This is a genomic window from Pantoea sp. SS70 (genome assembly GCF_029866845.1).
GTDB lineage: Bacteria > Pseudomonadota > Gammaproteobacteria > Enterobacterales > Enterobacteriaceae > Pantoea > Pantoea leporis.
On sequence record NZ_CP117200.1, the window covers coordinates 670,481 to 695,193 of the forward strand.

Here is a 24,713-nt window from a genome sequence, read left to right on the forward strand (position 1 = left end):
ACGCTCATAACGTAGCGGCGCAATTTATTGCGCATTATCAGGGTGGGTGCGCAATCGCCATCACAGTGCGCGATAAATCGCGCCGCTACGGATACATGCAAAACGTGATTATTGCTGGAACCGCAACGCCACACCAAACGCCTGCTCGGCACCAACAATAATCGCCGACTCTTCTTCGCGGAACGGCACATCACCGAGCAGCAGGCTGGCTTTCACTTTGCGCAGATCCGAGGTGCGCAAACTCAATCCGGCCATGCGCGCGCTGCCGTCGTAATCAATCGGCAATCCGGCGAAGCGCTGCGTAACGTATTCCGCGGCGGCAAAGCGTACCGTTGCCACGCCCGCTTTGAGCACAAACGCGCCTTCCTGACAGGCGGTGAGTTTATCGGCACCGAATAAACGGCTGTAGGGCTGAGCAGCGGCGGCGGGATCCTGCGCCACCACCACGAATTCGACGATATCGCTCACGCCATTCGGATGGACGCGCCACGCGTCCTGCCACACCGAATCCGGCGTGTCGTGCTGACAAAAGAAGCTGCGGCCGTTCGCCACCAGCGACGGGCGCAACCGCACGGTGCGGAAGCGTGCTTCCTGTTCGGTGCCGTCCGGCAAAGTAACGGGACGGAAAAAGCTCGCCGGCAGATCGCCGTCGATGTCCTGGCTCTCCAGATAGCGCCACACCGCATCGGCATCCTCGGTTTTCCACACTAATCCGCTGAGGCCAATCGGCGACTGCCACAAATCCTGGCGCAGATTGCCGCGCCCAGGCTCAAACCCCAACAGCTCCAGATAGTTATCTCCAAAAATCGCCAGATGATTACTGGAGCCGAGCGAATGATGGCCGCGCTCGGTCAGCTGAAATCCCAGGCGACGAAACAGCGCGCTGGCGTCATCCAACTGGCTGGCAACGTTGATCACCACATGGTCGAGACGTGGAACAGGTACAGAAATCGCCATCGCTTTTCTCCTTGCTCTCATGGTCACGATGCCAGCGCCTGTTGTTGGCGCAGCGTCAGCAGCGCGCGCTGGGCCAGCTCGGTAAAGTAATGCACCGCCGGTTCCAGCATCGCTTCATCCGGATCGAATCCGGCGTGATGCAGGCCAAATTCACTGGCGCTGCCGATGCTGACGAACGCGCCCGGCAGCTGCTGCAGGTAGAAGGCAAAGTCTTCGCCACCCATCTGCGGCGTGCCGACTTGTGTTTGATAGCCTTGCTCTGCGGCCAGATCCAGCGCGAAATCGGCCCATTGCGGGGTGTTGACCAGCGAAGGCGGACCTTCCTGCCACACCAGCTCCACCTGTGCGCCAAATCCGGCGGCGATCCCGTTTATCAGCGCATCAATTTTCTGCGGGATTTGTGCGCGAATCGCCGCATTATGGGTGCGCACCGTGCCTTCCAGCTCCACCGTTTGTGGCAGCACGTTCCAGCTGTTGCCTGCGGTAAAGCGCGTCACGCTGACCACCACCGACTCCAGCGAACTGAACACGCGGCTCGGCAGCGTTTGCAGCGCGGTGACGATGTGGCTGCCAATCACGATGCTATCAATGCCTTCATGCGGACGCGCGGCGTGCGCACCTTTGCCGTTGATAGTGATCTGGAAACGATCGACGTTGGCATAATAGGCACCGCCGCGCGTCCGCAGCGTGCCGGTTGGCAGATCCGGCGCATTATGCAGGCCGAAAATCGCCTGCACCTCTTTCAGCGCGCCCGCCGCCAGCAGCTGTTTCGCGCCGGTAAAAATCTCTTCGGCTGGCTGGAACAGAATGCGCACGCGGCCAGGCAGCTGGGATTCGATGCGTTGCAACTGCTGTGCGACGCCCAGCATGACGCTGCTGTGCAGATCGTGGCCGCAGGCGTGCATCACGCCCGGCTGCTGGGATCGCCATGCTTGATCGGTTTGTTCGTCGATGGGCAGGGCGTCGATATCGGCACGCAGCGCAATCAGCGGTTCACCGTGCCCGATTTCTGCCACGACACCGGTTTTCAAATCCAGCGGCAGCAGCTTGACGTTGAGTTCCTGCAGCCAGCGGGTAAGGCGCTCGGTGGTGGCAAATTCCTGATCCGACAGTTCAGGATGCTGATGCAGCTCGCGTCGCCAGCGCACCAGCTGTTGATGGGAAAGATCCGTCATGGTCATCCTTGTGTGTGTTCAGGTAAGAAAGGTTCGCCAAGCGTTAGCATCAGGCGATTTGCCCAGGCAAAGAAGGCGGCGGATTGAATCAGGTCCAGCAGCTCCAGCGTGCTGAATCCCTGATCGCGCAGCGCGTGCAGCTGTTTCAGGCTGGTGGCGGCAGGCGTAATCGATAAGGTAGCAACCAAATCGATCTGTGCCGCCCAGCGCGCCGATTGTCCGTGCGACAGCTCAGCGCCCGGCGCGACATTCAGCAGCTTCTGCACCGCCGGTTCATCTTTCGACAGCTGGCTGGCTTTGCGCGCATGCACCGAGGCGCAGTAGATGCAGCCGTTGACCTTGCTCACCACCGTGGCGGCGAGTTCTCGCTCGGCGCGTGAAAGTCCGCCTGCGGTGTAGAAGATGCCTTTATCGGTTAGCGTGCGCTGCTCGAGCAGCGGCTGATTGCGGCCCAGCAGGCGGAAGTAATCAGAGTCGCTGTGGCCGAATTTCGCCAGCGTTGCCTGCTCTTCAGCGCTAAATTCCTGCAGCGGTTTTGCCGCCAGCCAGGGTTCCCAACCCAATTCCTGTTGGGTAAAGGCGGTGAGGGCGGTTTTCCCGCTGACGGTGAGCTGCGCATCATGCCATTTACCGGCCACCGCATGTGGCTGCGACGCCGTCTCTTCGCCGTTGAGCAAACGCAAACCCGCAAGCAAGCGGCTCTGGAAGCTGACAAAGGCAATCAGCTGCGCCAGCGTGACGATGCCACGTGGCGACCATCCGGCAGTTTGCAGCGTCTCGATGTGCTGCGGCGCAGCATCGACCGGATGCAGGCTCAGCAGTTCCGCAAACGCCAGACCCGAAGCGAAGCGTGCGTTGTTAGGCTGATCCGGCTGGCGGTAATGCGCTTCGAGACTCGACGCGCCATGCCAGGCCGCGACCTGCGCGGCGAGGGCGAAACGTTCTGCTAACGGCAAATCCTCATCATCCTGTGAAAACAGCACGTCGTAGCTGCCTTGCGTGTGCTGGGTGGCGGCGTGACGTTCGGCGCGGGCTTGCGCCAGTTCAGACGCGGGGTCGATATCCGCCAGCGCGGCCAGTAGATCAAACGGTTGAGACATGAAATTCTCCTGTTAAGCGTGGCTTAGCGCACGCAGCGCGGGCGCAATATGCTCGGCAATCAATTCGATAGAACGCAGAATGTCGGCGTGTGGCGGATCGATGGAGTGCACCTGGAAGCTGATATCGGTGACGCGTTGCAGCGACGTATCGGCCAGCAGCGATTGCCGCACCGTGTCGGCATCGCCGAAGTGCGCATCCAGCTGACGCGCCTGTTCGTCCAGCGTGTTGCCAATCACGTGTCCCGATTCACGGAAATGCTGCGCCTGGCGCTGTAAGCCCGGCTCGGCAAGACGGCGCGCGTAGTCGTTGGAATCGGCCACAAAAGCGGTGCGCGATGCCAGAATGCGCGGCGCAATGCCTGCTGGTAAAGCCGCCAGATAGGCATCAATCATCGGGTTTTGTATCTGGTGGAGCGGCAAATCAGGCTGGCCCGCCGGACGCGGCTGGGTGCGCGACAGCATCAAACCGTGCCCGGCTTGTCCCGCGCGCGCCGCGCCTTCCACCGAGAAGGTGGCGATCCACACGCGCTGCGCCAGCGTCGGCGCAGCGGGATAAAGATGATTCTCCGGATGGCCCAACGTATCGCCGCGCCAGGCGCTCAGCAGTTGATGCAGATGATCGGCAAACACGCTGGCGCGCTGGTCGATGGTGATACCGAACGGCAGAAACGAGGTCGCGGTGCCGCCCGAACCTAAACCGACTTCGAGGCGACCGTTGCTCAGCAAATCCAGCACCGCGGCATCTTCGGCGACGCGCAGCGCGTTCTCCATCGCCAGCGTGATGATGCCGGTGCCAAGCCGAATAGTGCGGGTGTGCGCAGCAACGTGGGCCAGAAACAGCAGCGGTGACGGCAAGCCGCCTTCTTTCTCGTGAAAGTGGTGCTGAGCAATCCACGCGCTGTCAAAACCGGTGCGCTCGGCGTGCTGAATCTGTTCAGTCGCCAGGCGATAGCGCTGCTGTGCGGAAGTGTCATCCAGCAGGCGAGTGAAAAAACCAATGCGTTTGCGCGTCATGCAGACTCCTTAATCAGCGGACGGAAAGCGGGTATCGCGTCAATCAGCGATCGGGTATACGGATGCTGCGGCGCATTAAATAGCGTGACGGTGTCACCTTGCTCCACCACTTCACCGGCGCGCAGCACGGTGACGCTGTGCGCAATGCGGCGCACGGTGGCGAGGTCGTGGGTGATAAACAGATAAGTAAGGCCGAGCTCGCGTTGCAGTTGTTGCAGCAGTTGCAGAATCTGCGCCTGCACTGTGACATCCAGCGCTGAGGTCGCTTCATCCAGCACCAGAATCGCCGGTTGCAGAATCAGGGCGCGGGCGATGGCTACGCGCTGACGCTGGCCGCCGGACAACTCGCGCGGTTTACGCGTCAGCAGCTCCAGCGGTAACGCCACGCGCTGCGCCACGGCTGCGACGCGTTCACGGCGCTGCTCGCTGCTGAGTTTCTCAAAGTTACGCAGCGGCTCTTCAATGATGGCGAACAGCGTCTGGCGCGGATCCAGCGAGGCAAACGGGTTCTGATACACAAACTGAATCTTGCGGCGCAGCTGACGTTGCGCTTCGCCGCGCAGCGCGGTGGCATCGATGCCATCGATCACCACGCGGCCGCTATCGGCCTGCTCAAAGCCTAAAAGAATGCGCGCCAGCGTAGTTTTCCCCGAGCCGGATTCGCCGACCAGCGCGTGCGTGGTGCCGCGCGCCACCGTGACACACACCTCTTTCGCTACCTGCAGCTGCAGCTGGCGACCGAGGGAAAACTGTTTGTTGATGCCGGAGAGCTGAATTGCTGGCGACGAGAAGTTGGCCTGTGTCGGCACGGACAGCGCGCTGTCGCCCGGATCGGCGTCCTGCAACAGCTGCCGCGTGTAAGCATGCTTAGGCGCGTTGATCACCTGCGCCGCCGGGCCTTGTTCCTGAACTTCGCCATGACGAAATACCAGCAGGCGATCGGCGCGTTCTGCCGCCAATGCCAAATCGTGCGTGACAAACAGCACCGCCGTACCGGATTCGCGGCGCAGCACATCCAGCAGATCAAGAATGCGTTTTTGCACCGTGACATCCAGCGCGCTGGTGGGTTCATCGGCAATGATAATCTGCGGACGCAGGGCGAGGGCGATAGCAATCAGCACGCGCTGTTTCATGCCGCCGGAAAGCTGGTGCGGGTACTGCGTCAGACGCTGTTCCGGATGGCTCAGCCCCACTTTTTGCAGCAGCTCCAGTACGCGCTGCTGACGTTCGGTTTTGCTGATTTTCAGGTGCAGCTGCAACATTTCACCGACCTGATCGCCAATGGTTTTCACCGGATTGAGCGAGTTGCCCGGATCCTGCGGCACTAAGCTGATGCTGACGCCGCGCAGGCTATCAAGACGTTTAGAAGACCAACCGGCGATATCGGTGCCGTTCAGCACAATTTTGCCGCTGTCCCGGCGGCCGTTTTCTGCCATCAAACCAATAATCGCCTGCGCGGTGGTGGTTTTGCCGGATCCGGATTCACCGACCAGCGCCACCATTTCACCGGGCTGCAATTCAAAGCTGACGTTGTGAACCACCGCGCGCCACTCGCCGCGCTGGCGATAGCTGAGGGTTAAATTTTCAATGGCTAATAAGGCGCTCATGCGTCACCTCCGGCCAGTTGACGACTGATGCGGTTGGCGGCCAGCACCACGGCGACCACCACAATGCCGGGGAAGGTGGTGAGCCACCACGCAGTCGCCAGATAGTTACGTCCTTCGGCGATCAATAATCCCCATTCGGGCGTTGGCGGCGGCGTGCCGTAGCCGAGGAAGCTGAGCGTGGATAACGCCAAAATTGCCTGGCCAAACTGCAAGGCGGCGAAGGCGATCACTGCCGTCAGCGAGTTGGGTAAAATGTGACGCCACAACACGCGCCAGAAACTGCCGCCGCTGCCGTAAGCCGCTTCGACGAACTCGCTGCGGCGTACGCGGACCACTTCGCCACGCGCCAGGCGGGCAAAGCTGGCAATCGAGGCGATGCCCACCGCCAGCGCGGCGTGCACGGTGCCGAAACCCAGCAGAATCAGAATGCTGAGCGACAGCAGCAGCGAAGGAATCGACAGCAGCACATCCACTAAGCGCATCAGCCAGTTCTCAGTGCGACCGCCCATCGCGCCCGCCAGCACGCCGAGCGTGGTGCCGCCAATCAGCCCCATCGCCACCGCTGCGACCGCCGCCGACAGCGACTGTGACGCACCATAAATAATGCGCGCGTAGAGATCGCGGCCCAACTGATCGGTGCCGAGCCAGTAAGCGGCCTGCGGCGGCAGACGTTGTGCGCCAGGCACGCCTTCCGTTGGGCTGAAATGGGTAAACAGACCCGGCGCAAATGCCGCCAGCAGCGCCAACAGCATCACGCCCCACGCCAGCCACAAACCAGGCTGGATGTTGAGCACGCGGGACGCACGTGCGTTGCCGTTGCTTTGACGCGCAGTTGAGTAATCGACCAGACTCATCGGTTGCCTCCGGCAATGGATTGCAGACGCGGATCGAACAGCGGCATCAGCGCATCGACCAGCAGGTTAATCAGCACAAACGCCAGCGCCGAGATCATCACCACCGCCTGTAACACCGCGACGTCCTGATTATTCACCGCCTGCTGCGTCAGCTGACCGACGCCGCTTAGGCCAAATACGGTTTCGGTAATCAGCGCACCGGCGATCAGTTCCCCGAGCAGCAAACCGGCAACGTTCAGCACCGGCAGCAGCGCATTGCGCATCACGTGATGCCACAGCACATGGCTTTCGCTGGCGCCTTTAGCGCGCGCGACCGCCACGAACGGCTGGGTAGAAACCTGATCGATGCTGCGTAATAGAATCTGCGCCAGCGGCGCGGAGATCGGGATCGCCACGGTAATCACCGGCAGAATCAAACCCTGCAGCGCCGAGGGATTGATCACCGGGATCCAGCGCAGCTGGAAGGAGAACAGCTGAATCAGCGCGATGCCGAGCCAGAAGGTCGGCAGCGAGATAAACAGCGCCGGTACCGATTGCAGCACCGAACGCAGGAAGCGCAGCGCTGGCAAGCGCGATAACGCCGCCAGCGCGAACGCGATAAGGGTTGCCAGCACAAAACCGAGCAGCGCCAGTTGCAGCGTGGCGGGCAGGTTGCTGATCAGCTGTTCGCTGACCGGCACGCCCGCCTGCACCGAGTAACCAAAATCGCCGCGCACCATCGCCAGCAGCGTGTGCACGTACTGCTGCCAGAGCGGATTATCCGCGCCGTAAGCCAGTCGCATTTCGGCGATTTGATCCGGGCTAAGGCCCAGATCCGGGTTCTGAAACTTGATCAGCACCGCATCGCCGGGCAGCACCTGCAGCAGAAAGAACGACAGGGTAAACGCGGCCCACAGCACCAAAACGCTTTGACCCACTCTTCGCAGCAGTGAACGTTGCATCATTAACCTGCCTTAGTGTTTTTCCAGCCACGCGCCGTAGAACGACGGACGACCCACGGCTTCAAAATTCACGCCTTTCAGCCACGGCGCACCGGCAAACACCTGCGGTTCTTCAAAGATCGGAATTACATAGGCCTGATCAAGCAGATAGCGCTGCGCCTCGCCGGTTACCGCCAGGCGTTTCGCCGGATCGACTTCCGAGGAGATCCCCAGCAACAGCGTGTTCAGCTTGTCGTCGCGGAAGTTCTGCACCTTGTCGCTGGAGCCGCCTTTTTGCAGCAGCGCATCACGGTTAGTCGGATAGAACTGGCTCTTCACCACGTCAGGATCGGCGCGTCCCACTTCGGACACCACCAGCGGGGTTTTCAGCGGATCGAGGTTATCCAGCACGCGGCTGCCTGCATCACCGGCTTTCACCGCCAGCGTGACGCCAACCTGACGCCACTGCTGCGCCACCAGCTGCAGCACCTCTTTGTTCTGCGGCTGCGGCAGCGATTCATAAATGGTCAGCGCCAGTTTCTTGCCATCCTTCTCGCGAATGCCGTCGCTGCCCGGTTTCCAGCCCGCTTCATCCAGCAGCTTTTTCGATAACGCCGGGTCGAATTTCAGCTTGTCGGCCAGATTGACGTAACCGGCCGCCGAGGTGGCGATCACCGAGGTGGCCTGCGGATAGTTCGGTGAGAACAGGGTTTGCACCACTTGCTGCGCGTTGGTGGCGTGCAGCAGCGCCTGACGCACTTTCACATCGCTGACTAGCGGGTTATCCGGGCGGAAGCTGATGCTGTCGTTGACGCCACGCGTGGGTGCAGCGTAAATCGGGAAGTTTTGCTGCTGCGCCTGCTTCTCGTCGTAGGCTTGCACCTGACGAATGAAGTCGGCCTGGCCGGCCAGCAGCGCGCCAATACGCACGCTGTCTTCCGGCGTGACGATGAATTTAATGCCGTCGAGATTGGCGGGACCTTGCTGGGCGAGGTTTTTCGGGCCCCATTGATAATCTTTGCGCGCGGTTAAATCGACCTCGCGGCCGAGTTTCTCATCGCTGACCACAAATGGCCCGGAACCAATAATATGACGCGCATCGCCGAGTTGGTCGAAGCTACGCTGCAGCGTACTGAGGGAAACCAGGCCTGAACCGATGGTAGCGGTGCCCTGTAAAAAACCGGGAGATGGCTTTTTGAAATAGAATTTCACCGTCTGAGGATCAATAACTTCACTGCGGTCGTAATTATTGATCACTTCGGAAACCGGCAGGCGCTGGGCTTTATTTCCCAGACCGTAAGTATCAAAGTTTTTGGCTACCGCATTGGCATCTAAGGGCGTGCCATCAGAGAAGGTGACGCCGGGACGAATTTTAAAGGTATATTCGGTTTTATCGGCGTTACTGCTCCAGCTTTCGGCAATCCACGGTTCCACTTTTAAGGTTTCAGGATTCTGCCACGTCAGCTTATCGGTAATTTGATTCAGAATACCGCCATTGGGATAAAAGCCACCGGCGGGTGGATAAAGGTTGGTATGTGCCTGTTGTTCGAGGTAAACCAGCGTGCCGCCTTTGACGGGCGTGTCTGCCGCGTGGGCGCTAAAAATCCCTGATAGCAGGGCCAAACTCAACGCCTGCAAGTGAAAATGCTTAGTCATAGTGTTTCCCTTTTTAATCAATAGCCCGACGGGCGGTTTTCATCATTGAATGCCGCACACGGGAGTTGAACCAAGGAATTGCACTAAGCTTTGCTAAAAAAAATAAATAGGCGTTCTGTTCATACGATGGGGCGCCATAAATGGCGTAATGCTTATTAGCTAAGCCATTGGCGATGGCGCTGACCGGTGCCACTTTTGGTCCGGCGGTCCTCGCGCCGCTTACGCGGTACCTTCACTTCGCTCGTCTGCCTGACGGACCGGCGGAGACGGGACGTCCTGTCCCGGCTCCGCCTTTCGCCCGCGTCCTGCGGGCTCTCCTGGCTTCCTCGCTTCGTTCAGCGCTGCGGATTGCCGGCCCAAAAGCGGCCCCGGCCTGCTCCAAACCTTCAGTGCGTGTTGTTGAAAAGGGCACATTTGCCAGAGGCGCTGACGCGTCTGCTGCGGCAAAAGGGCTATCCGCAGCGCTGAGGCTTTTACGTTGGGCCAGGAGCCTCACGCAGGGATGCGTGAGGCAGTTCGGGGCCGGCCAGGACGGCCGATCCCCGAATGATCCGTCGGCACGACGTGAAAGCCGAAGGTACCGCGCTAGCGGTGCGAGGACGGCCCGTGACGCAGTAGATGTGTCAGAGCCCGCAGCAGATTTAAAGCACAATGATTTGACCGGTTGTTACATCACGCCCATTAAACGCGGTAGCCATAGCGATAACGCCGGAATATAGGTAATCAACATCAGCACAATAAACAACACGCCATAGAAAGGCAGCATGGCGGTGACCACTTGCTCAATCTTTTGCTTACTCACTGCGCTGGCGACAAATAATACCGTGCCGACCGGTGGCGTAATTAATCCGATGCCTAAGTTGGTTAGCATTATCATGCCGAAATGAACCGGATCGACGCCGAGTGCGGTGGCTACCGGTAATAGTACCGGCGTCAGAATCAGGATCAGCGGTGCCATATCCATTAGCGTCCCCACCACCAGTAGCAGCAGATTAATGCACATCAAAATCACATACTTGTTACTGGAAAATTGGGTAAAGGCTTCGGTAATAATGGTGGGTAATTGCATAAAGGTCATTACCGCACCAAAACCGGCGGCGAAGGCGATCAACACCATCACAATGGTTACCGTTTTGATGGTACGAAACACCAGAATATGCAATTGCGTCCATTTGAAATCACGATAAATAAACATGGTGACAAAGAACGCCCAGATGCAGGCAATGGCTGCCGATTCCGAGGCGGTGAAAACGCCGGACAGAATTCCGCCGAGAATGATGAAAATGGTGAACAATCCCCAAAACGCATCGAAGAAGATTTTCAACGCCTGCTTGTAAGGGATGCGCTCACCTTTGGGATAGCCGCGTTTACGCGCAAATCCCAGGCACATTACCATTAAGCAAAAACCCAGTAACAGGCCAGGAATGATGCCGGCGACAAACAGCGATGAGATGGTGACAACACCGCCGGTGGCGAGCGAATAAATCACCGAATTGTGGCTGGGCGGGGTTAACACCGCTTGTACCGAGCCGCTGGCCGTTACCGCCGCTGCGAAATCACGCGGATAGCCTTTCTCCTCCATCTGCGGAATCATCACGGAACCAATCGAGGCGGTATCCGCCACCGAAGAACCCGAAATTGCACCAAAAAAGGTTGAGGCGACAATATTCACCAGCGACAAACCGCCGCGAATAAAACCAACGAAAATATAGGCAAAGTTGACCAGCCGTCGGGCAATGCCGCCTTCCGCCATAATCGCACCAGCCAAAATGAAGAACGGAATGGTTAACAGTGAAAACTTATTGATGCCGTTGGTAATCTGAATCACCACCGCTTCCAGTGGTAAATCGATCCACCATGCCCCGATAAACGCGCTCAATCCAACGGCAAATGCCACCGGGAAACCCACCAGCAGTAATACCACCAAACTGCCTATCAAAATCAGTGCGTCCATTTTCTTCTCCGCTTAGTGGGTGCCGCCAAGAGTCACGATGGCGCGTTGGCTTTGATCGCCATTAACCAATCTTTCAATGACAAACAGCAGGGTGAAAATCGCGCCGATTGGGATCGGCAGATACATTTCGCCATAGGTCACCACCGGTAGTGAGGCCAGCGTTTGCACCCACATCGCTTCGCACAGGTTGTAACTGGCGCGGAAAATCACCAGACAGGTGATGATCATCAGCGCGTCAGACAACTTGAGTAGCCAGCGCTGATTCACCGGCGAGAGCCGGTCGGTCATCATCGAGACGCAAATATGCGTACCGGCGCGGAACCCGACTGGCGCACCAATAAAGGTAAAGATGATCATGCAAATGATGGCGACCGGTTCTGGCCAGGATAACGCGTCGTTCAGCACATAGCGGGTGAAAATCCCGATGGGAATCACCGTCACCATGATCAACAAGGCAACGGCGGCGATCGCCATGCACAGCAAATAAAGCCCATCCATCAGACGAGAGTATGCAGTCATAATATTTACCTGATTAAAACGCCACGCAGGCACGTGGCGTGGGGAGGATTACTTCACATCAGCAATTTGTTTCATCAAATCCTGATATTTCCCGCCAAATTGATCGCGCACTGGCTGGGTGGCTTTCATGAAGGTTTCACGATCGGTTTCCTGGAAGGTCACGCCACCGGCTTTCATCTTCTCGATGGATTGTTGGGTGTAAGTTGCCCAGAGCTGACGCTCTTCCTCCTGCGCCTCTTTGCCTAATTTCTTCAGCAACGCCTGGTCGTCAGCCGAGAGACGATTCCACAACGGTTTAGAGTAGAGAATCATTTCAGGCTGAATGAAGTGGCCGGTGAGGGTGTAGTATTTGGCGACTGGCATATAGTTGTGGGCAACAAAGGTTGGCGGGTTGTTTTCAGTGCCATCCACCACGCCGGTTTGCATGGCGCTAAACACTTCGCTCACGCCCATTGCCACCGGGTTTGCGCCCATGGCTTTTAAGGTGGCCAACGAAATCGCACTGTTTTGCACGCGGATTTTCATACCCTTAAGATCGTCGGGTTTGGCGATTGGCTTTTTAGTGATCATGTTGCGCACACCGGCGTCGGTCCAGCCGAGGAATATCATACGGGCGTTAGGATCGTTATCGAATTTCTCGACGATATTTTTTCCGATATCACCATCAAGCACCTTGTGCATATGATCCTCATCGCGAAAAACATACGGCAAGGTTAATACGCTGGTTTCTGGCGCGATGGTGGTGACCGGTGCCAGCGAAACACGGATCATGTCAATGGCGCCCAGTTGCACCTGCTGCAGCGTCTGGTCTTCATCGCCTAGTACGCCACCGGCGTAAACCTTCATTTCTAATCGGCCATCAGTGGCTTTTTTTAACTTCTCGCCCATGTGTTCAAGCGCCACCACGGTGGGATAACCCGCCGGTTGAACTTCGGCCACTTTAATGACCTTGGCGGAAGCCACTGCCGGGCAAAACGCTGCCGCAGAGGATAACGAAACGACCAGAAGTAATTTTTTAAACGTCATGCTTTTTCTCCAGCTAAAGGGAGGCAGGAAGGTGCGGCGCATTAATTTGTCGAAGGATGCCGCGTGGTGTCAGCATAGAGAAAATAGTGGCTGGAAAAATAAGGGAATGGCGATTGGATGAATTACGTCACATTTTGAAACGATGTTTTAATAATTTTATATTGAGTGTCACATTTTCAAAACATCACCACAACAATCCATATCCTGTGGGGATAATTGTGTGTTTTCAAAGGAGTTTAAACCACATGGTCCAATCTATCTCCCTGATATGCATAAAGTAAATATAGATACGACAATATCATGTTTTACGAATCCGCCTTCTCCGCCACAAACTACTCGCCATATTCATGACGAAAAGGATAAGGCGCATGTCATACCGACTGAGTTTGCTGGATAAATCGCCGATTGCCGACGGAGAGACAGCCAGCCACGCGCTACACCGCACGTTACAGCTGGCGCAGCAGGCGGAAGCCTGGGGCTATCACCGTTTCTGGTTAGCGGAACACCACAATACCGATCGCCTGGCGAGTCCGTCGCCGGAACTGCTGATCGCCTGGATCATCGGCCAGACGCAACATATTCGCGTCGGCTCCGGCGGCGTGATGCTGCAACACTACAGCCCGTACAAAGTGGCGGAAAACTTCAACTTGCTGGCGTCCTTAGCGCCGGGCCGCATTGACGTTGGGGTCGGCAAAGCGCCGGGCGGTTTGCCACTCTCAACGCGTGCTTTGCAGCTCGGCGTGCATCTGCAGGAGAAAGGCAGCTTCGCCGAGCAATTGACGCTGCTGGATAGCTGGTTGCAAGTGCCGCCAGTGGGCGATGAAGAGATTCTGCGCGCTACGCCACAGCCGCCGCGTCCGGCCAATCGCTTCCTGCTGGGTGCCAGCGAAGAGAGCGCCAAACTGGCGGCAGAACTCGGCTGGCAGCTGGTGTTTGCCGCGCATCACAACGGCGATCCGCAACTGATGGAAAAAGTCCTCAACAGCTATCGCCAGCACAGCAACGGCCAGCGCGCGCTGGTGGCGGTGCAAGTGGTGGTGGCGGACTCGCCGGCGGAAGCCGATCTGCTGGTGGATAACCTGCGCGTTTACCACGTCAGCGTGAAAGATGGCCCCAGCGTTAACGTCGGCAGCGTCGAGCAGGCCGAACGTTATGTGCGTCAGGGCGGTTATACCGATTACGTGATTGAACCGCGCACGCCATCGCTGCTGAAAGGCACCGCCGCGCAGGTGCATGCCAAGCTGGATGCGCTGCATCAGAATTTCGGCATTGAAGAGTTCGTGATTGATACGCCGGTGGCTGAAGAGCAGGCGCGCGTGAAATCACTCGAACTGTTGGCCACTCACCGTTTAGTCACCGCATGATTCGCTGCTTCCGGAGGCAGGTATGACGCAATTTAGCGAACATCAGCTGATTGACTGGCGACGTGAGCTGCACAGCTGGCCGGAGTTATCCGGCCGCGAAGTCGAAACCACCGCGCGCCTGCGCCGCTGGTTACAGGACGCCGGTTTGCGTCTGCTGGATTATCCGCTGGAAACCGGCGTGATCGTGGAAGTGGGGCACGGCGACACGCTGATTGCGCTGCGCGCCGATATCGATGCGCTACCGATTCACGAAGCCACCGGACTCACTTACCGCTCGCGCAACAGCGGCGTAATGCACGCCTGCGGCCACGATGTTCACAGCGCGGTGATGCTGGGCGCGGCCTTGCAGCTGAAAGCCGTTGAAGATCACTTGCCGGGCCGCATCCGTATTCTGTTCCAACCGGCAGAAGAGAACGCCACCGGCGCACGCCAGTTGATCAATGCGGGCGTGCTGGACGGTGTGCAGGCGATTTTCGGCATGCACAATGAACCCGGTTTGCCGACCGGCACCTTCGCCACCCGTGGCGGCGCGTTTTACGCCAATGCGGATAAATTTATCGTGCGCGTTTCCGGCAAAGGCGCGCATGCCGCGCATCCGGAAGAGGGCGTGGACAGCATTGTGGTCGCCAGCCAGATTATTCAGGCGCTGCAATCGCTCACCAGCCGCAGCTTCAATACGCTGGATAGCTTAGTGCTCAGCGTGACGCGTATCGATGCTGGCAAAACCTGGAACGTACTGCCCGGCGAGGCCGAATTTGGCGGCACGGTGCGTACCCACGACAAACAGGTGCGCGCGGAGCTGGAGCAGCGCGCCCGCACGCTGGTGGAGAATATCGCCGCCGCCAACGGAGCCAGCGCCACCTTTAGCTGGCATCCGGGTCCGCCGGTGCTGGAGAACGATGCGCGCTGGGCGCAGTTTGCCAGCAACGTGGCGCAGCAGGCGGGCTACCATGTGCAGACCGCTGAGTTACATCTCGGCGGCGAAGATTTCGCTTACTACTTACAGCAGATCCCCGGGGCGTTTGTCAGCATTGGCAGCGCGAGCGAATTTGGTCTGCATCATGGCGGCTTCAATCCTGATGAAGCGCTGATTGCCCCCGCTGCACACTACTTTACGCAACTGGCTCAGCAAGCGTTGCAGCACCTCAACGCGCGATGTCGTGACGCCATTCTGAACTAACGCGATTCACCCTTTTAATTCCGGTTCTGCACGGCGACAGGCATGTCGCCGTCAGGCTGCGCCTTGGCAAAAGAGAGAACATTATGACTGCAAGACAACTGCGATTGGGCACCATTCTGCATGGCGCGTCCGGCAATATGTCCGCGTGGCGTCATCCGGCGGCGCTGGCCGATGCCAGCATCAATTTTGATTACGCCAAACACATTGCGCGCAAGGCGGAAGCGGGCAAGCTGGATTTCCTGTTTGTTGCCGATGGCCTGTTTATTAACGAAAAATCGATTCCCCATTTCCTCAATCGCTTCGAGCCGCTGACCTTGCTGTCGGCGCTGGCGGGCGTAACCGAGCATCTTGGTTTGGTCGGCACGGTTTCCACCTCATACAGTGAGCCGTTCACCGTGGCGCGGCAGTTTGCCAGCCTCGATCATCTGAGCGGCGGTCGTGCGGGCTGGAACGTGGTGACCTCGCCGCTGGAAGGTTCGGCGAAGAACTTCTCGCGCCAGCAGCATCCGGAACACGCGCTGCGCTACCGCATCGCTGATGAGTATCTGCAAGTGGTGAAAGGGCTGTGGGATTCGTGGGAAGGCGACGCTTTCGTGCGTAATAAAGAGAGCGGCCAGTTCTTTGATCCTGAGAAGCTGCACACGCTGAATCACCACGGCGATTTCTTCCAGGTGCAAGGGCCGCTGAATATCGAACGTACGCCGCAAGGACGTCCGGTGGTGTTCCAGGCGGGCGCATCGGAAGATGGCCGCAAGCTGGCCGCTAAACACGCCGATGCCATCTTTACCCATCAGCCGACGCGCGAAGAGGCGCAGGCGTTCTACCGCGATGTGAAAAAACAGCTGGTGGCGAATGGCCGCGAACCGGGCGATCTGCACATTTTCCAGGGCGTTGGCGTGATTGTTGGCGACAGTGCGGAAGATGTGGAGCAGCAGTATCAAACCACCGCCGCGCTGGTTTCCATCAAAGATGCGCTCAACTATCTCGGTCGCTTCTTCGATCATCACGACTTCTCACAATATCCGCTGGATGAGCCGTTCCCGGAACTCGGCGATATCGGGCAAAACAGCTTCCGCAGCACCACCGACGAAATCAAACGTAAGGCGCGCGAGCATGGCCACACGCTGCGCCAGGCGGCGCTGGAAGCCGCAACGCCGCGTCCGCTGTTCCATGGCACGCCAGAGCAGGTGGCTGACGGTTTGCAGCTGTGGTTTGAGAGCGAAGCGACCGATGGCTTCATCATTCAGGGCGGCACGCCAGATACCTTCGAACGCTTTGTCGATCGCGTGGTACCGATTCTGCAAGCGCGAGGTTTGACCCGCAGCGAATACCCCGGAACCACGCTGCGCGCCAGCTTTGGTCTGAAAGATCCGGTTAACCAATACACACAAAAATAAAACTCGAGAATAAACGCTATGCAGAAAAAATCCCTTATTGCGCTGTTGTTGCTGGGCATGAGCAGCGCCGTATTCGCCGAAGATGTGGCGGTTAACGGTCAAAACATCAGTGTTGAAGCCAACAAAACGCCGATCAATACCGCGAAAAATGACGCCGCAGTGGCGCAGATCCCGGCTGGACATCGCTTTGCCGTGCCGGGTTCGTTCACCGTAGCGGTCGCCGCGCTGAATTCGCCGCCATTAACTGTATTCAGTGATGACAACAAAACCCTGCTCGGCAGCGAAGTGGATATCGCCCGCTTAGTCGCCGACAGCCTGGGTCTGAAACTCAACGTGGTGCCAACGTCATGGGAAGACTGGCCGCTGGGCGTGGCATCGGGCAAATACGATGCGGCGATCAGTAACGTGACCGTCACTAAAGAGCGCAAAGAACGCTTCGATTTCGCCACCTATCGCAAAGATTCACTCGGTTTTTACGTCAAATCCAGCAGTCCAATTACGTCGCTGACCAAAGCCGAAGATATTGCCGGACTGCGTATTATCGTCGGCTCTGGCACCAATCAGGAATCGATCCTGCTGGCCTGGGATAAAGAGAATCAGGCTAAAGGATTGAAGCCGTTTACGCCGGTGTATACCAAAGACGATGCGGCCCAAACGCTGGCGCTGCAGTCAGGTCGCGCCGATGCCTACTTTGGTCCGAACGTAATTGGCGCCTGGAAAGCGGCGCTGACCAAGCAGACGCGTTTGGTTGGCAGCGTCGATGGCGGCTGGCCTAAAGCGGCGCACATCGCGGTGACGGTGAAGAAAGATGGCGGTTTAGTGCAGCCGATCAACACCGCGCTGAATGGCGTGATCAAGAACGGCGATTACGACAAGGTGCTGAAGCGCTGGGGTGAAGGCGTGGAGCGTATCGACAGTTCAGAGATCAATCCGGCCGGATTGGGCGATTAAGGAGGCAGCATGAGCGAGCAACTGTTCCGCGAAGTATCACCGGAAGCGCCTGAGCTGCAACCGATTTTGACCGGACTGTTTGGTGAATATACCGCGCGCTACGGCGCGTTCTTCACCAGCCAAAAAGAGGTGGAGCTGACCGAATGGTATTTGCCGCCGCGCGGGCTGTTTATCGTGCTGGAGCGTGACGGCGAGATCATCGCGATGGGCGCGTATAAACCTTACGACGAGGTGACCGCTGAGTTTAAACGCATCTGGACGCGCAGCGATCTGCGTCGTCAGGGCTTGGCGCTGCTGATCCTGCAGGAACTGGAGCGCCGTGCGCTGCGTGCGGGCTATCAGCGCGTGTTTCTCACCACCGGTTTCCGCCAGCCAGAAGCGGTGAAGTTGTATATCGGCCACGGTTATCAGCCGCAGTTTGAGCTGCTGGAGGATATGGAGGTCTACAGCCAGCCGCCACACGATGGACGCTTGCGCTTCCTGAAAGTGATTGATGTACATAGCGTGGCGCAGGCCAGCTAAGGAGTTGTAATGCGTAATGAACCACAACGTTTAACCGTGGTGCCGGCGCGATATCCGGCACGTACCGTCGGCGCGATTGTCGCGTTGTTTATTCTGGCCAGCGTGATTGATTCGGTTGCGTTCAATCCGCGCTGGGAATGGGGCGTGTTCGCCAAATGGTTTTTTGATCCGGTGATCCTCAGCGGTTTGGGGCAAACGCTGCTGCTGACGCTGTTTGGCACCATACTCAGCCTGATTTTTGGCGGTTTGCTGGCGCTGGCGCGTCTCTCGTCATCCTGGCTGCTGAGTACGCTGGCGTTTGGCTATATCTGGCTGTTCCGCTCGCTGCCGCTGATCGTGGTGCTGATCATCCTCTACAACTTCTCCTATCTGTACGACACGCTGTCGCTCGGCATTCCGTTTACCGCGCTGTCGTGGGGCCATTTCCAGACCATCAACGTGCTCGGCCAGTTCCCGGCGGCGGTGATTGGTTTGACGCTGGTGCAGAGCGCTTATAGTGCTGAGATCATTCGCGGCGGCTTTTTGGGTGTCGATCACGGCCAGTTTGAAGCGGCTTCGGCGCTGGGATTATCCTCCACGCGCCGTACCTTCCGCATCATTCTGCCGCAGGCGCTGCGCGCGATTATTCCTACCACTTTTAATGAAATCATCAGCCTCGCCAAAGGCACCTCAATGGTTTACGTGCTGGCGATGCCGGAACTGTTTTACACCATTCAGATGATCTACAACCGCACGCAGCAGGTGATTCCGCTGCTGATGGTCGGCGCGGCCTGGTATCTGATCATCACCACCGTTTTGTCACTGCTGCAGCACAGCGTTGAGCGCTGGCTGGCGCGCAGTGTCACCCGTGAACCGCAGCCGTCGCGCTGGCGTCAATGGCGTAACCGCAGCGCCAAACCTGCAACCGAGGAGCTTTCCCATGTCCGAAGCCATTGATTACCGCAATCTGCATACCGCTGGCGCCATTAGCATTACCGGCGTGAGCAAGTCGTTCGGCAAACTGAAAGCGCTGGATGATGTGTCGCTGGAGCTGGAACCGGGATCGGTGACGGTGATTCTCGGGCCGTCTGGCTCGGGCAAATCGACGCTGCTGCGCACCATTAACCATCTGGAGCGCGTTGATGAAGGCTATATCCAGATCGATGGCGATTACATCGGTTATCAGCGTCGCGGCGACAAGCTGTATGAGCTGAAAGAGCAGGCGATTCTGCGTCAGCGCATCAACGTTGGCTACGTGTTCCAGAACTTCAATCTGTTCCCGCATCTGACGGTGCTGGAGAATCTGATTGAAGCGCCGATTGCGCATCGTCAACTGTCACGCCGTGAAGCGATTGATCGTGCGGGTGAATTGCTGGATGTGGTTGGCCTGCGTCACAAAGCCGATGCATGGCCGCGCCATTTGTCGGGCGGCCAGCAGCAGCGTATCGCGATTGCGCGTGCCTTGATGCTCAATCCGCGCGTGATGCTGTTTGATGAACCGACGTCAGCGCTCGATCCCGAGTTGGTGGGTGAAGTGCTGGATGTGATCAAAAAGCTGGCGCGTTCCGGCACCACGCTGGTGATTGTCACGCACGAAGTCGGTTTTGCGCGTGAAGTGGCGGACAACGTGGTGTTTATGGTCGATGGACGCATTGTTGAGCAGGGCAGCAGTAATCAGGTGCTGAATCAGCCGCGCCACGAGCGCACCAAACGTTTTCTGGCGCGGGTACTTTAATGGAACGAGTGATTATTGCGGCGTTGCTGACAGTGATGTCAGGCGCGCCAGCCATCGCAGCAGAAACGCTGGATGCCAAAAACAACGAAACGCCGATCAATATAGCCGCGAATCCCCAGGCTATCGCGAAGATTCCGGCGGGTTTTCACTTTGTGAATCCGGGTTACTTGACCGTCGCCACTACGGCGATGAACTCGCCGCCGATCGGTTTATGGGCGTCGGATAATAAAACGCTGATCGGCAGCGATCCGGATATTGCGCGTCTGCTGGCGGACAGTTTGGGTTTAAAGCTGAAGCTGGTGCCAGCCGCCTGGGAAGATTGGCCGCTGGGTATTACCGCTGGACGGTATGACGTGGCGATGTTCAATATTGCCGTCACCGAAGAGCGCAAAAAGAAGTTCGATTTCGCCACTTATCGCGCGGATAACCACGCCTTTGCGGTGAAAACCAACAGCGCGATAACCGCGATTAAGGGCCGCGAAGATGTGGCGGGTAAGCGCATCATTGTGGGTTCGGGCACCAATCAGGAGCGGATTTTACTCAGCTGGGATGAGAAGAACCGCGCGCAGGGCTTAGCGCCGGTGCAGCCGATCTATCTCAACGATGATGCGGCGGCCACGCTGGCGCTGCTTTCGGGACGTGCGGATGCAACGTTTGGCCCTCAATCATTGGCAGCATGGAAAGTCGCTTCGCGCGGGCAGACCAAAATCGTCGGTCACGGCCCGTTCCGCGCCTGGGTGGCGGTGACCACTAAAAAAGGTAATGGATTGGATGTGGCACTGCAGCAGGCAATTAATGGCGCGATTGCCAGCGGCGAGTACAAACAAGTATTGGCACGCTGGGGCGAACAGGAAGAGGCGGTGGAAACCTCGCAGGTAAATCCGCCGGGGATTGTTTACCAGTAATTTTCTGTTCTGCTTAATTTTGCGAGAAAGCTCACGATGTGAAAGTTGTGGGCTTTTTTTATTTCATTGGGTTTTAGGTCGGCTCACATTAAATTTTCTATTGTTAGTTATGGCTTCCACTAATTAGACCAATGATCTCCCTAAAACATCATTCTGTTATTCGAAACGCTAATGTTTTAAAAATATTTTAGTGCCAGGATGCTTACGGTTTTGTGTGATGTGCATTCATTCAACGGAGGTAAGGGAATGCAGGAAAGAGGCAGCAGACTTGAAAGTCAGGTTAATGTACTTTTCACCGATGTGCCAGCGAACAAATCTAATGATGCGACTAAGCAAGATGTCGAGTCCAGAGGAGTTAAGGTGGAGTCGATAAACAGCGATTTGTATGAGGCGATAATGATACAAACTAAATGGCTGGTAGCAATGCAATTCATGACACTTGGGTTAGGACTTTTCCTCGCGAAACTGCTGTTTTAGTTAATATTTCGTGTGCCGGTCGCCATAAATGGCGACCCTGCAAAACAGCAGATTATATTTTGGCTTTTTTGATCCATACCTGCGCATCTGCGGGCGGCAGCGGGCGGGCGAAATGGTAGCCCTGAAACAGATGACAGCCTTTATCGCGCAGGTAGGTGAAATACTCCTCACTCTCGATGCCTTCAGCCAGCACATTCAGACCCATTTCACGCGATAACTCGATGGTTTTCTGCACCACAATCGCCGATGACTCATTTTTAAAAATCTGCATGATTAATGATTTATCAATCTTAATATCATCAATGGCAAAATCACTGATCGATTTAAGCGATGAATAGCCGACGCCAAAGTCATCAATCGCCCATTTAACACCTAATTGGCTAAAATGGCTGATTACGTCGCCAATACGCTTCTGGTCGTAGACAAAGGTGGTTTCAGTAATTTCAAACTTGAGGCGTTCGGGGCGGATTTTATAATGTGACAGCGATAACAAGGTATCCTGGGTGAAATCGCGGTGTATTAACTGCAGCGGACTGATGTTAACAGAAAACACCAAATCACTAAGGTGCTGACCGCGATCCCATTCGGCGATTTGCTGTAAGGTGTGTTCCATCACCCACTTGCCAATGTCGATAATCAAGCCACTTTTTTCGGCCACTGGAATAAACACTTCGGGTGAAATAAAGCCTTTAACAGGATGCTTCCAGCGCAGCAGGGCTTCAAATCCAATCAGCTTTTTATTGCTGTCGACTTGTGGCTGGTAATAGAGCTCCAGCTGATTCTTTTCGATGGCTTGTGAAAGTTCGCGTTTGATCAAATCGGTTTCGGAGTAGTTGCCGCGCAGCGTGAATGCCGTCAACAACAGCGCGATCATTGGCACTGCACAGTTGACGATATAAAAGCCGGATTCATGCGGAATATTGAGCTGAAACGCGCTATGTTGCCAGGTTAATCCGGTCGAGATAAAAAACAGATAAACCACCAGGCAGATTAACGGGAATATTTTACTTAAGTAAGGTGTTTGCTGGCGTAATACCAATGCTGAGCCGACGGTTAACGCCACCAGATAATTGTACTCTGAGTGTTTTTCTACTCTGTGGTCATTATCCAGCAGAAACAACAGCATTATGATCAGTAACAAAGCATGCACGATGATGTAGAGATGTTTGTTCAGCTTGTCACGGAATGCCGCAATGACAATATAAAATCCCATCGCGGTGCTCAGGCAATATAAGGCGGAAACACCATTTTCTCCCTTAATGAAATTCGTCACTACCATATAAAAACCCGCCAGGATGCTGGAAAATCCAGCAATGAGCAGAGTTAAGCGCAATTTTTTCTCTGGGTTATCACCCTGCAAAATGAAGGGTAAATCTTTTAGCATGGAATATCTGGAGCTAAAATAAGAAATCATCTGAGGTTCTCATTTTTTCTGTCATATTTATTAAATTGAATCGCATAATTATTCTAGATTCATGCATCGGGAAAGTCATAATTTTGTTTTCTCCGATCAAAGATTGTTCCTATCCAGTTCCCGGTAGGCGCGTTAGAATCAACGACCAACGGAAAGGCTTTCACAAAGCTTAAACTCACCTTCAACATACTGATTGCAATGAAAATACGATTCCTGTCTGCCAACGAGCTAAAGCTGGCCGAGGTGCGTACCATCCTTGAGCCGGTCGGTGTCGAAGTGCTTCCAATCGCACGCCGTATTGAAGAGATTCAGACTGAAAATGAGGTTGAACTGGTGCGCGACAAGCTCACCAAAGCGTTCTCTATTATTGGTCGTCCGCTGTTTGTCGAACACACCGGGCTCTATCTGGATGGCCTGAACGGCTTACCGGCCGGATTGACGCGCATCTTCTGGAGCCGCCTGAATGCCGAGCGCTTCACCAAACTGGTGAACGGTTTAGATAGCGCCTGCGTCACGGCAAAAACCGTGCTTGGCTATTGCGATGGGCAAAAAATGTATCAGTTCGAAGGCGAACTGCGCGGCACCATCGCCACCGAGCCTGCTGGTCCACGCGAATTTCAATGGGACTGCGTGTTTATCCCGGAAGGGCATACGCAAACCTTCGCCGAAATGGGCGAGCTGAAAAATGAGATTTCGATGCGTCGCCTGGCGCTGGATCGCTTCGCAACCTTTTTGAAAACATCGCGGGGATTGGCATGAAACCCGAGCTAAAACGCGCCTACGACGCCGGTAAACTGATCCTGTTCGCCGGTGCAGGCATTTCACGCAATCTTGGCCTGCCGGAATGGCATGAGCTGATTGCGCACCTGGCTAAAGAGCTGGGCTACGACCCGAAAATCTTCAATACCTACGGCACGCATCTGTCGCTGGCGGAGTATTACAAGCAGCGTAAAGGCTCGCTGGGACCGCTGCGCAGCTGGATGGATCGCGAATGGCATCGCCCGGATATTGACGTGCGCAGTTCTGAAATCCATACCATGATCACCCAAGGCAATTTCTCACGCATCTACACCACCAATTACGATCGCTGGCTTGAAATGGCGCATGAGGCGCACAACGTGCCTTACAGTAAAGTCGCGAACGCGGCAGATTTGGTGTCGTTGACTGAAGATAAGCGCCACATCATCAAACTGCATGGTGATTTCGACGACGATACGTCAATTGTGCTGGATGAAAGCAGCTACTTTGAACGCCTCTATTTTGATTCGCCGCTGGATATCAAACTCACGCACGACGTCATGGGCAACTCGGTATTGTTTGTGGGCTACAGCATCAGCGATTTCAATATTCGTCTGTTATTCTACCGCCTGACAAAAATGTGGGGCCGTACCGGCTTGGCCACCGCGCGTCCTAAATCGTACCTGTTCACCAACCGCAATAACCCGGTGGCAAAAGAGGTATTAGGGCAGTGGGGCATTGAGATGATCGTCTCGGAAGAGGACGATCCGCGCAAAGCGTTGGCGCTATTCCTGGAAGAATTACTGGCTTAACAGCAGAAAGTCATTGCCTGGAAAAGTTTGATCAGAATATACTGTATATAAATACAGTTAATCGAGGTGCATCATGGCAGTCGAAACCAAATATGTTGTAGTCAGAAAGGGTGAAGAAAAGATGACATTTGCCAATAAAAAAGACGCGGATGCCTGGGACAAAATGCTCGATATGGCAGACGCCTTTACCGATTGGCTACAGCAACATCAGCCAGAGTTGGGTGAAGCGCAGGCCGAAGCATTGGGTCTGCTGTTGGCTGAACAGAAAGACGCGGTGCAGCATATCCTGCGCACCAGCAAGCTGCCGGATATTGTAAAGGCAGAAGAGGTTGCGCAAGTGCCAGAAGCCGCTGCGGAAACCGAGAGCGAAGCGGAAGCGGTAGCGCCGGAAAAGAAAGTCCGCGCGGTTAAAGCGGCGTAAGCTGTTTTGTCAGGTGCGCATTGATGCGCACCTGGT

The 24,713-nt window shown here is 56.3% G+C and carries 24 protein-coding genes; 11 read left to right on the forward strand and 13 right to left on the reverse strand.

Annotated elements, in window-relative coordinates:
• Positions 1-108 precede the first annotated feature (108 nt).
• The 12 genes from PO881_RS22640 to PO881_RS22695 all read right to left on the reverse strand — a co-directional run bounded on the left by PO881_RS22640 (position 109) and on the right by PO881_RS22695 (position 12,782).
• Positions 109-957, reverse strand: a complete 849-nt coding sequence (locus tag PO881_RS22640) for a VOC family protein (RefSeq protein ID WP_137386981.1) — start codon at positions 955-957, stop codon at positions 109-111.
• Between the two features lie 23 nt (positions 958-980).
• Positions 981-2,132 (reverse strand): amidohydrolase, encoded by a 1,152-nt coding sequence (locus PO881_RS22645; RefSeq protein ID WP_280173068.1) that lies wholly within the window; start codon positions 2,130-2,132, stop codon positions 981-983.
• 2 nt (positions 2,133-2,134) lie between these two features.
• Positions 2,135-3,232 carry an alkylhydroperoxidase domain protein gene (locus tag PO881_RS22650; protein WP_280173069.1) on the reverse strand — a complete coding sequence of 366 codons (1,098 nt, stop codon included), beginning with the start codon at positions 3,230-3,232 and terminating at the stop codon, positions 2,135-2,137.
• A 12-nt stretch (positions 3,233-3,244) separates the two neighbouring features.
• Positions 3,245-4,246, reverse strand: coding sequence for a putative FMN-dependent luciferase-like monooxygenase (locus tag PO881_RS22655; protein ID WP_222183117.1), 1,002 nt, complete (start codon positions 4,244-4,246; stop codon positions 3,245-3,247).
• On the reverse strand, positions 4,243-5,853 hold the full coding sequence (locus PO881_RS22660) for an ABC transporter ATP-binding protein (RefSeq protein WP_280173070.1): 1,611 nt from the start codon (positions 5,851-5,853) through the stop codon (positions 4,243-4,245). The genes PO881_RS22655 and PO881_RS22660 overlap by 4 nt, the downstream gene beginning before the upstream one ends.
• Positions 5,850-6,707, reverse strand: coding sequence for an ABC transporter permease (locus PO881_RS22665; protein ID WP_101761392.1), 858 nt, complete (start codon positions 6,705-6,707; stop codon positions 5,850-5,852). Before PO881_RS22665 ends, PO881_RS22660 begins: the two co-directional genes overlap by 4 nt.
• Positions 6,704-7,648: an ABC transporter permease gene (locus PO881_RS22670; protein ID WP_192413463.1), complete on the reverse strand. Its 945-nt coding sequence runs from the start codon at positions 7,646-7,648 to the stop codon at positions 6,704-6,706. Before PO881_RS22670 ends, PO881_RS22665 begins: the two co-directional genes overlap by 4 nt.
• 12 nt (positions 7,649-7,660) lie before the next feature.
• Positions 7,661-9,283: a TIGR04028 family ABC transporter substrate-binding protein gene (locus PO881_RS22675; protein ID WP_280173071.1), complete on the reverse strand. Its 1,623-nt coding sequence runs from the start codon at positions 9,281-9,283 to the stop codon at positions 7,661-7,663.
• A 13-nt stretch (positions 9,284-9,296) separates the two neighbouring features.
• Positions 9,297-9,476 carry a hypothetical protein gene (locus PO881_RS22680; protein ID WP_210080278.1) on the reverse strand — a complete coding sequence of 60 codons (180 nt, stop codon included), beginning with the start codon at positions 9,474-9,476 and terminating at the stop codon, positions 9,297-9,299.
• A 474-nt stretch (positions 9,477-9,950) separates the two neighbouring features.
• Positions 9,951-11,237 carry a TRAP transporter large permease gene (locus PO881_RS22685; RefSeq protein ID WP_101761395.1) on the reverse strand — a complete coding sequence of 429 codons (1,287 nt, stop codon included), beginning with the start codon at positions 11,235-11,237 and terminating at the stop codon, positions 9,951-9,953.
• A gap of 12 nt (positions 11,238-11,249) precedes the next feature.
• Positions 11,250-11,756, reverse strand: a complete 507-nt coding sequence (locus tag PO881_RS22690) for a TRAP transporter small permease (RefSeq protein WP_110868462.1) — start codon at positions 11,754-11,756, stop codon at positions 11,250-11,252.
• Positions 11,757-11,804: 48 nt separating this feature from the next.
• Positions 11,805-12,782: a TRAP transporter substrate-binding protein gene (locus tag PO881_RS22695; RefSeq protein WP_137386972.1), complete on the reverse strand. Its 978-nt coding sequence runs from the start codon at positions 12,780-12,782 to the stop codon at positions 11,805-11,807.
• Between the two features lie 368 nt (positions 12,783-13,150).
• On the opposite strand from PO881_RS22695, the gene PO881_RS22700 reads away from it, so the two are divergent.
• The 8 genes from PO881_RS22700 (at position 13,151) to PO881_RS22735 (ending at position 20,815) form a co-directional block, all read left to right on the forward strand.
• A complete protein-coding gene (locus PO881_RS22700) occupies positions 13,151-14,146 on the forward strand; it encodes an MsnO8 family LLM class oxidoreductase (protein ID WP_137386971.1) in 996 nt (331 codons plus the stop codon).
• 22 nt (positions 14,147-14,168) lie between these two features.
• Complete coding sequence (locus tag PO881_RS22705; RefSeq protein ID WP_137386970.1) at positions 14,169-15,326, forward strand: amidohydrolase; 1,158 nt, start codon at positions 14,169-14,171, stop codon at positions 15,324-15,326.
• Between the two features lie 83 nt (positions 15,327-15,409).
• Positions 15,410-16,723, forward strand: a complete 1,314-nt coding sequence (locus tag PO881_RS22710) for an LLM class flavin-dependent oxidoreductase (RefSeq protein ID WP_110868465.1) — start codon at positions 15,410-15,412, stop codon at positions 16,721-16,723.
• 18 nt (positions 16,724-16,741) lie between these two features.
• Entirely contained in the window at positions 16,742-17,674 is a 933-nt protein-coding gene (locus PO881_RS22715) for an ABC transporter substrate-binding protein (protein ID WP_192235005.1), read from the forward strand.
• A 9-nt stretch (positions 17,675-17,683) separates the two neighbouring features.
• The gene (locus PO881_RS22720; protein WP_101761402.1) at positions 17,684-18,196 is read left to right on the forward strand and encodes a GNAT family N-acetyltransferase; all 513 of its coding nucleotides are present in this window, start codon (positions 17,684-17,686) and stop codon (positions 18,194-18,196) included.
• A gap of 9 nt (positions 18,197-18,205) precedes the next feature.
• Positions 18,206-19,132, forward strand: coding sequence for an amino acid ABC transporter permease (locus tag PO881_RS22725; protein ID WP_110868467.1), 927 nt, complete (start codon positions 18,206-18,208; stop codon positions 19,130-19,132).
• On the forward strand, positions 19,116-19,910 hold the full coding sequence (locus PO881_RS22730; protein ID WP_110868468.1) for an amino acid ABC transporter ATP-binding protein: 795 nt from the start codon (positions 19,116-19,118) through the stop codon (positions 19,908-19,910). Before PO881_RS22725 ends, PO881_RS22730 begins: the two co-directional genes overlap by 17 nt.
• Positions 19,910-20,815 (forward strand): ABC transporter substrate-binding protein, encoded by a 906-nt coding sequence (locus PO881_RS22735; RefSeq protein WP_192235003.1) that lies wholly within the window; start codon positions 19,910-19,912, stop codon positions 20,813-20,815. Before PO881_RS22730 ends, PO881_RS22735 begins: the two co-directional genes overlap by 1 nt.
• A 529-nt stretch (positions 20,816-21,344) precedes the next feature.
• On the opposite strand, the gene PO881_RS22740 is transcribed toward PO881_RS22735, so the two are convergent.
• Positions 21,345-22,505 carry an EAL domain-containing protein gene (locus PO881_RS22740; protein ID WP_225614485.1) on the reverse strand — a complete coding sequence of 387 codons (1,161 nt, stop codon included), beginning with the start codon at positions 22,503-22,505 and terminating at the stop codon, positions 21,345-21,347.
• Positions 22,506-22,904: 399 nt separating this feature from the next.
• Between PO881_RS22740 and PO881_RS22745 the strand changes: the two genes are divergently transcribed.
• The 3 genes from PO881_RS22745 to PO881_RS22755 all read left to right on the forward strand — a co-directional run bounded on the left by PO881_RS22745 (position 22,905) and on the right by PO881_RS22755 (position 24,677).
• On the forward strand, positions 22,905-23,465 hold the full coding sequence (locus tag PO881_RS22745) for a non-canonical purine NTP pyrophosphatase (protein WP_101761408.1): 561 nt from the start codon (positions 22,905-22,907) through the stop codon (positions 23,463-23,465).
• Positions 23,462-24,256: an SIR2 family protein gene (locus tag PO881_RS22750; RefSeq protein ID WP_008108794.1), complete on the forward strand. Its 795-nt coding sequence runs from the start codon at positions 23,462-23,464 to the stop codon at positions 24,254-24,256. The genes PO881_RS22745 and PO881_RS22750 overlap by 4 nt, the downstream gene beginning before the upstream one ends.
• Positions 24,257-24,329: 73 nt before the next feature.
• Positions 24,330-24,677 (forward strand): YebG family protein, encoded by a 348-nt coding sequence (locus tag PO881_RS22755; RefSeq protein ID WP_222234002.1) that lies wholly within the window; start codon positions 24,330-24,332, stop codon positions 24,675-24,677.
• Positions 24,678-24,713: the final 36 nt, after the last annotated feature.

What these genes read in the sequence shown, in the direction of transcription:
- PO881_RS22675 (WP_280173071.1), bottom strand. Translation starts at nt 9,283, where the DNA reads ATGACTAAGCATTTTCACTTGCAGGCGTTGAGTTTGGCCCTGCTATCA.
- PO881_RS22745 (WP_101761408.1), top strand. Translation starts at nt 22,905, where the DNA reads ATGAAAATACGATTCCTGTCTGCCAACGAGCTAAAGCTGGCCGAGGTG.
- PO881_RS22750 (WP_008108794.1), top strand. Translation starts at nt 23,462, where the DNA reads ATGAAACCCGAGCTAAAACGCGCCTACGACGCCGGTAAACTGATCCTG.
- PO881_RS22700 (WP_137386971.1), top strand. Translation starts at nt 13,151, where the DNA reads ATGTCATACCGACTGAGTTTGCTGGATAAATCGCCGATTGCCGACGGA.
- PO881_RS22685 (WP_101761395.1), bottom strand. Translation starts at nt 11,237, where the DNA reads ATGGACGCACTGATTTTGATAGGCAGTTTGGTGGTATTACTGCTGGTG.
- PO881_RS22705 (WP_137386970.1), top strand. Translation starts at nt 14,169, where the DNA reads ATGACGCAATTTAGCGAACATCAGCTGATTGACTGGCGACGTGAGCTG.
- PO881_RS22655 (WP_222183117.1), bottom strand. Translation starts at nt 4,246, where the DNA reads ATGACGCGCAAACGCATTGGTTTTTTCACTCGCCTGCTGGATGACACT.
- PO881_RS22650 (WP_280173069.1), bottom strand. Translation starts at nt 3,232, where the DNA reads ATGTCTCAACCGTTTGATCTACTGGCCGCGCTGGCGGATATCGACCCC.
- PO881_RS22645 (WP_280173068.1), bottom strand. Translation starts at nt 2,132, where the DNA reads ATGACGGATCTTTCCCATCAACAGCTGGTGCGCTGGCGACGCGAGCTG.
- PO881_RS22735 (WP_192235003.1), top strand. Translation starts at nt 19,910, where the DNA reads ATGGAACGAGTGATTATTGCGGCGTTGCTGACAGTGATGTCAGGCGCG.
- PO881_RS22710 (WP_110868465.1), top strand. Translation starts at nt 15,410, where the DNA reads ATGACTGCAAGACAACTGCGATTGGGCACCATTCTGCATGGCGCGTCC.
- PO881_RS22730 (WP_110868468.1), top strand. Translation starts at nt 19,116, where the DNA reads ATGTCCGAAGCCATTGATTACCGCAATCTGCATACCGCTGGCGCCATT.
- PO881_RS22740 (WP_225614485.1), bottom strand. Translation starts at nt 22,505, where the DNA reads ATGGGATTTTATATTGTCATTGCGGCATTCCGTGACAAGCTGAACAAA.
- PO881_RS22660 (WP_280173070.1), bottom strand. Translation starts at nt 5,853, where the DNA reads ATGAGCGCCTTATTAGCCATTGAAAATTTAACCCTCAGCTATCGCCAG.
- PO881_RS22715 (WP_192235005.1), top strand. Translation starts at nt 16,742, where the DNA reads ATGCAGAAAAAATCCCTTATTGCGCTGTTGTTGCTGGGCATGAGCAGC.
- PO881_RS22725 (WP_110868467.1), top strand. Translation starts at nt 18,206, where the DNA reads ATGCGTAATGAACCACAACGTTTAACCGTGGTGCCGGCGCGATATCCG.
- PO881_RS22755 (WP_222234002.1), top strand. Translation starts at nt 24,330, where the DNA reads ATGGCAGTCGAAACCAAATATGTTGTAGTCAGAAAGGGTGAAGAAAAG.
- PO881_RS22640 (WP_137386981.1), bottom strand. Translation starts at nt 957, where the DNA reads ATGGCGATTTCTGTACCTGTTCCACGTCTCGACCATGTGGTGATCAAC.
- PO881_RS22720 (WP_101761402.1), top strand. Translation starts at nt 17,684, where the DNA reads ATGAGCGAGCAACTGTTCCGCGAAGTATCACCGGAAGCGCCTGAGCTG.
- PO881_RS22690 (WP_110868462.1), bottom strand. Translation starts at nt 11,756, where the DNA reads ATGACTGCATACTCTCGTCTGATGGATGGGCTTTATTTGCTGTGCATG.
- PO881_RS22695 (WP_137386972.1), bottom strand. Translation starts at nt 12,782, where the DNA reads ATGACGTTTAAAAAATTACTTCTGGTCGTTTCGTTATCCTCTGCGGCA.
- PO881_RS22670 (WP_192413463.1), bottom strand. Translation starts at nt 7,648, where the DNA reads ATGCAACGTTCACTGCTGCGAAGAGTGGGTCAAAGCGTTTTGGTGCTG.
- PO881_RS22665 (WP_101761392.1), bottom strand. Translation starts at nt 6,707, where the DNA reads ATGAGTCTGGTCGATTACTCAACTGCGCGTCAAAGCAACGGCAACGCA.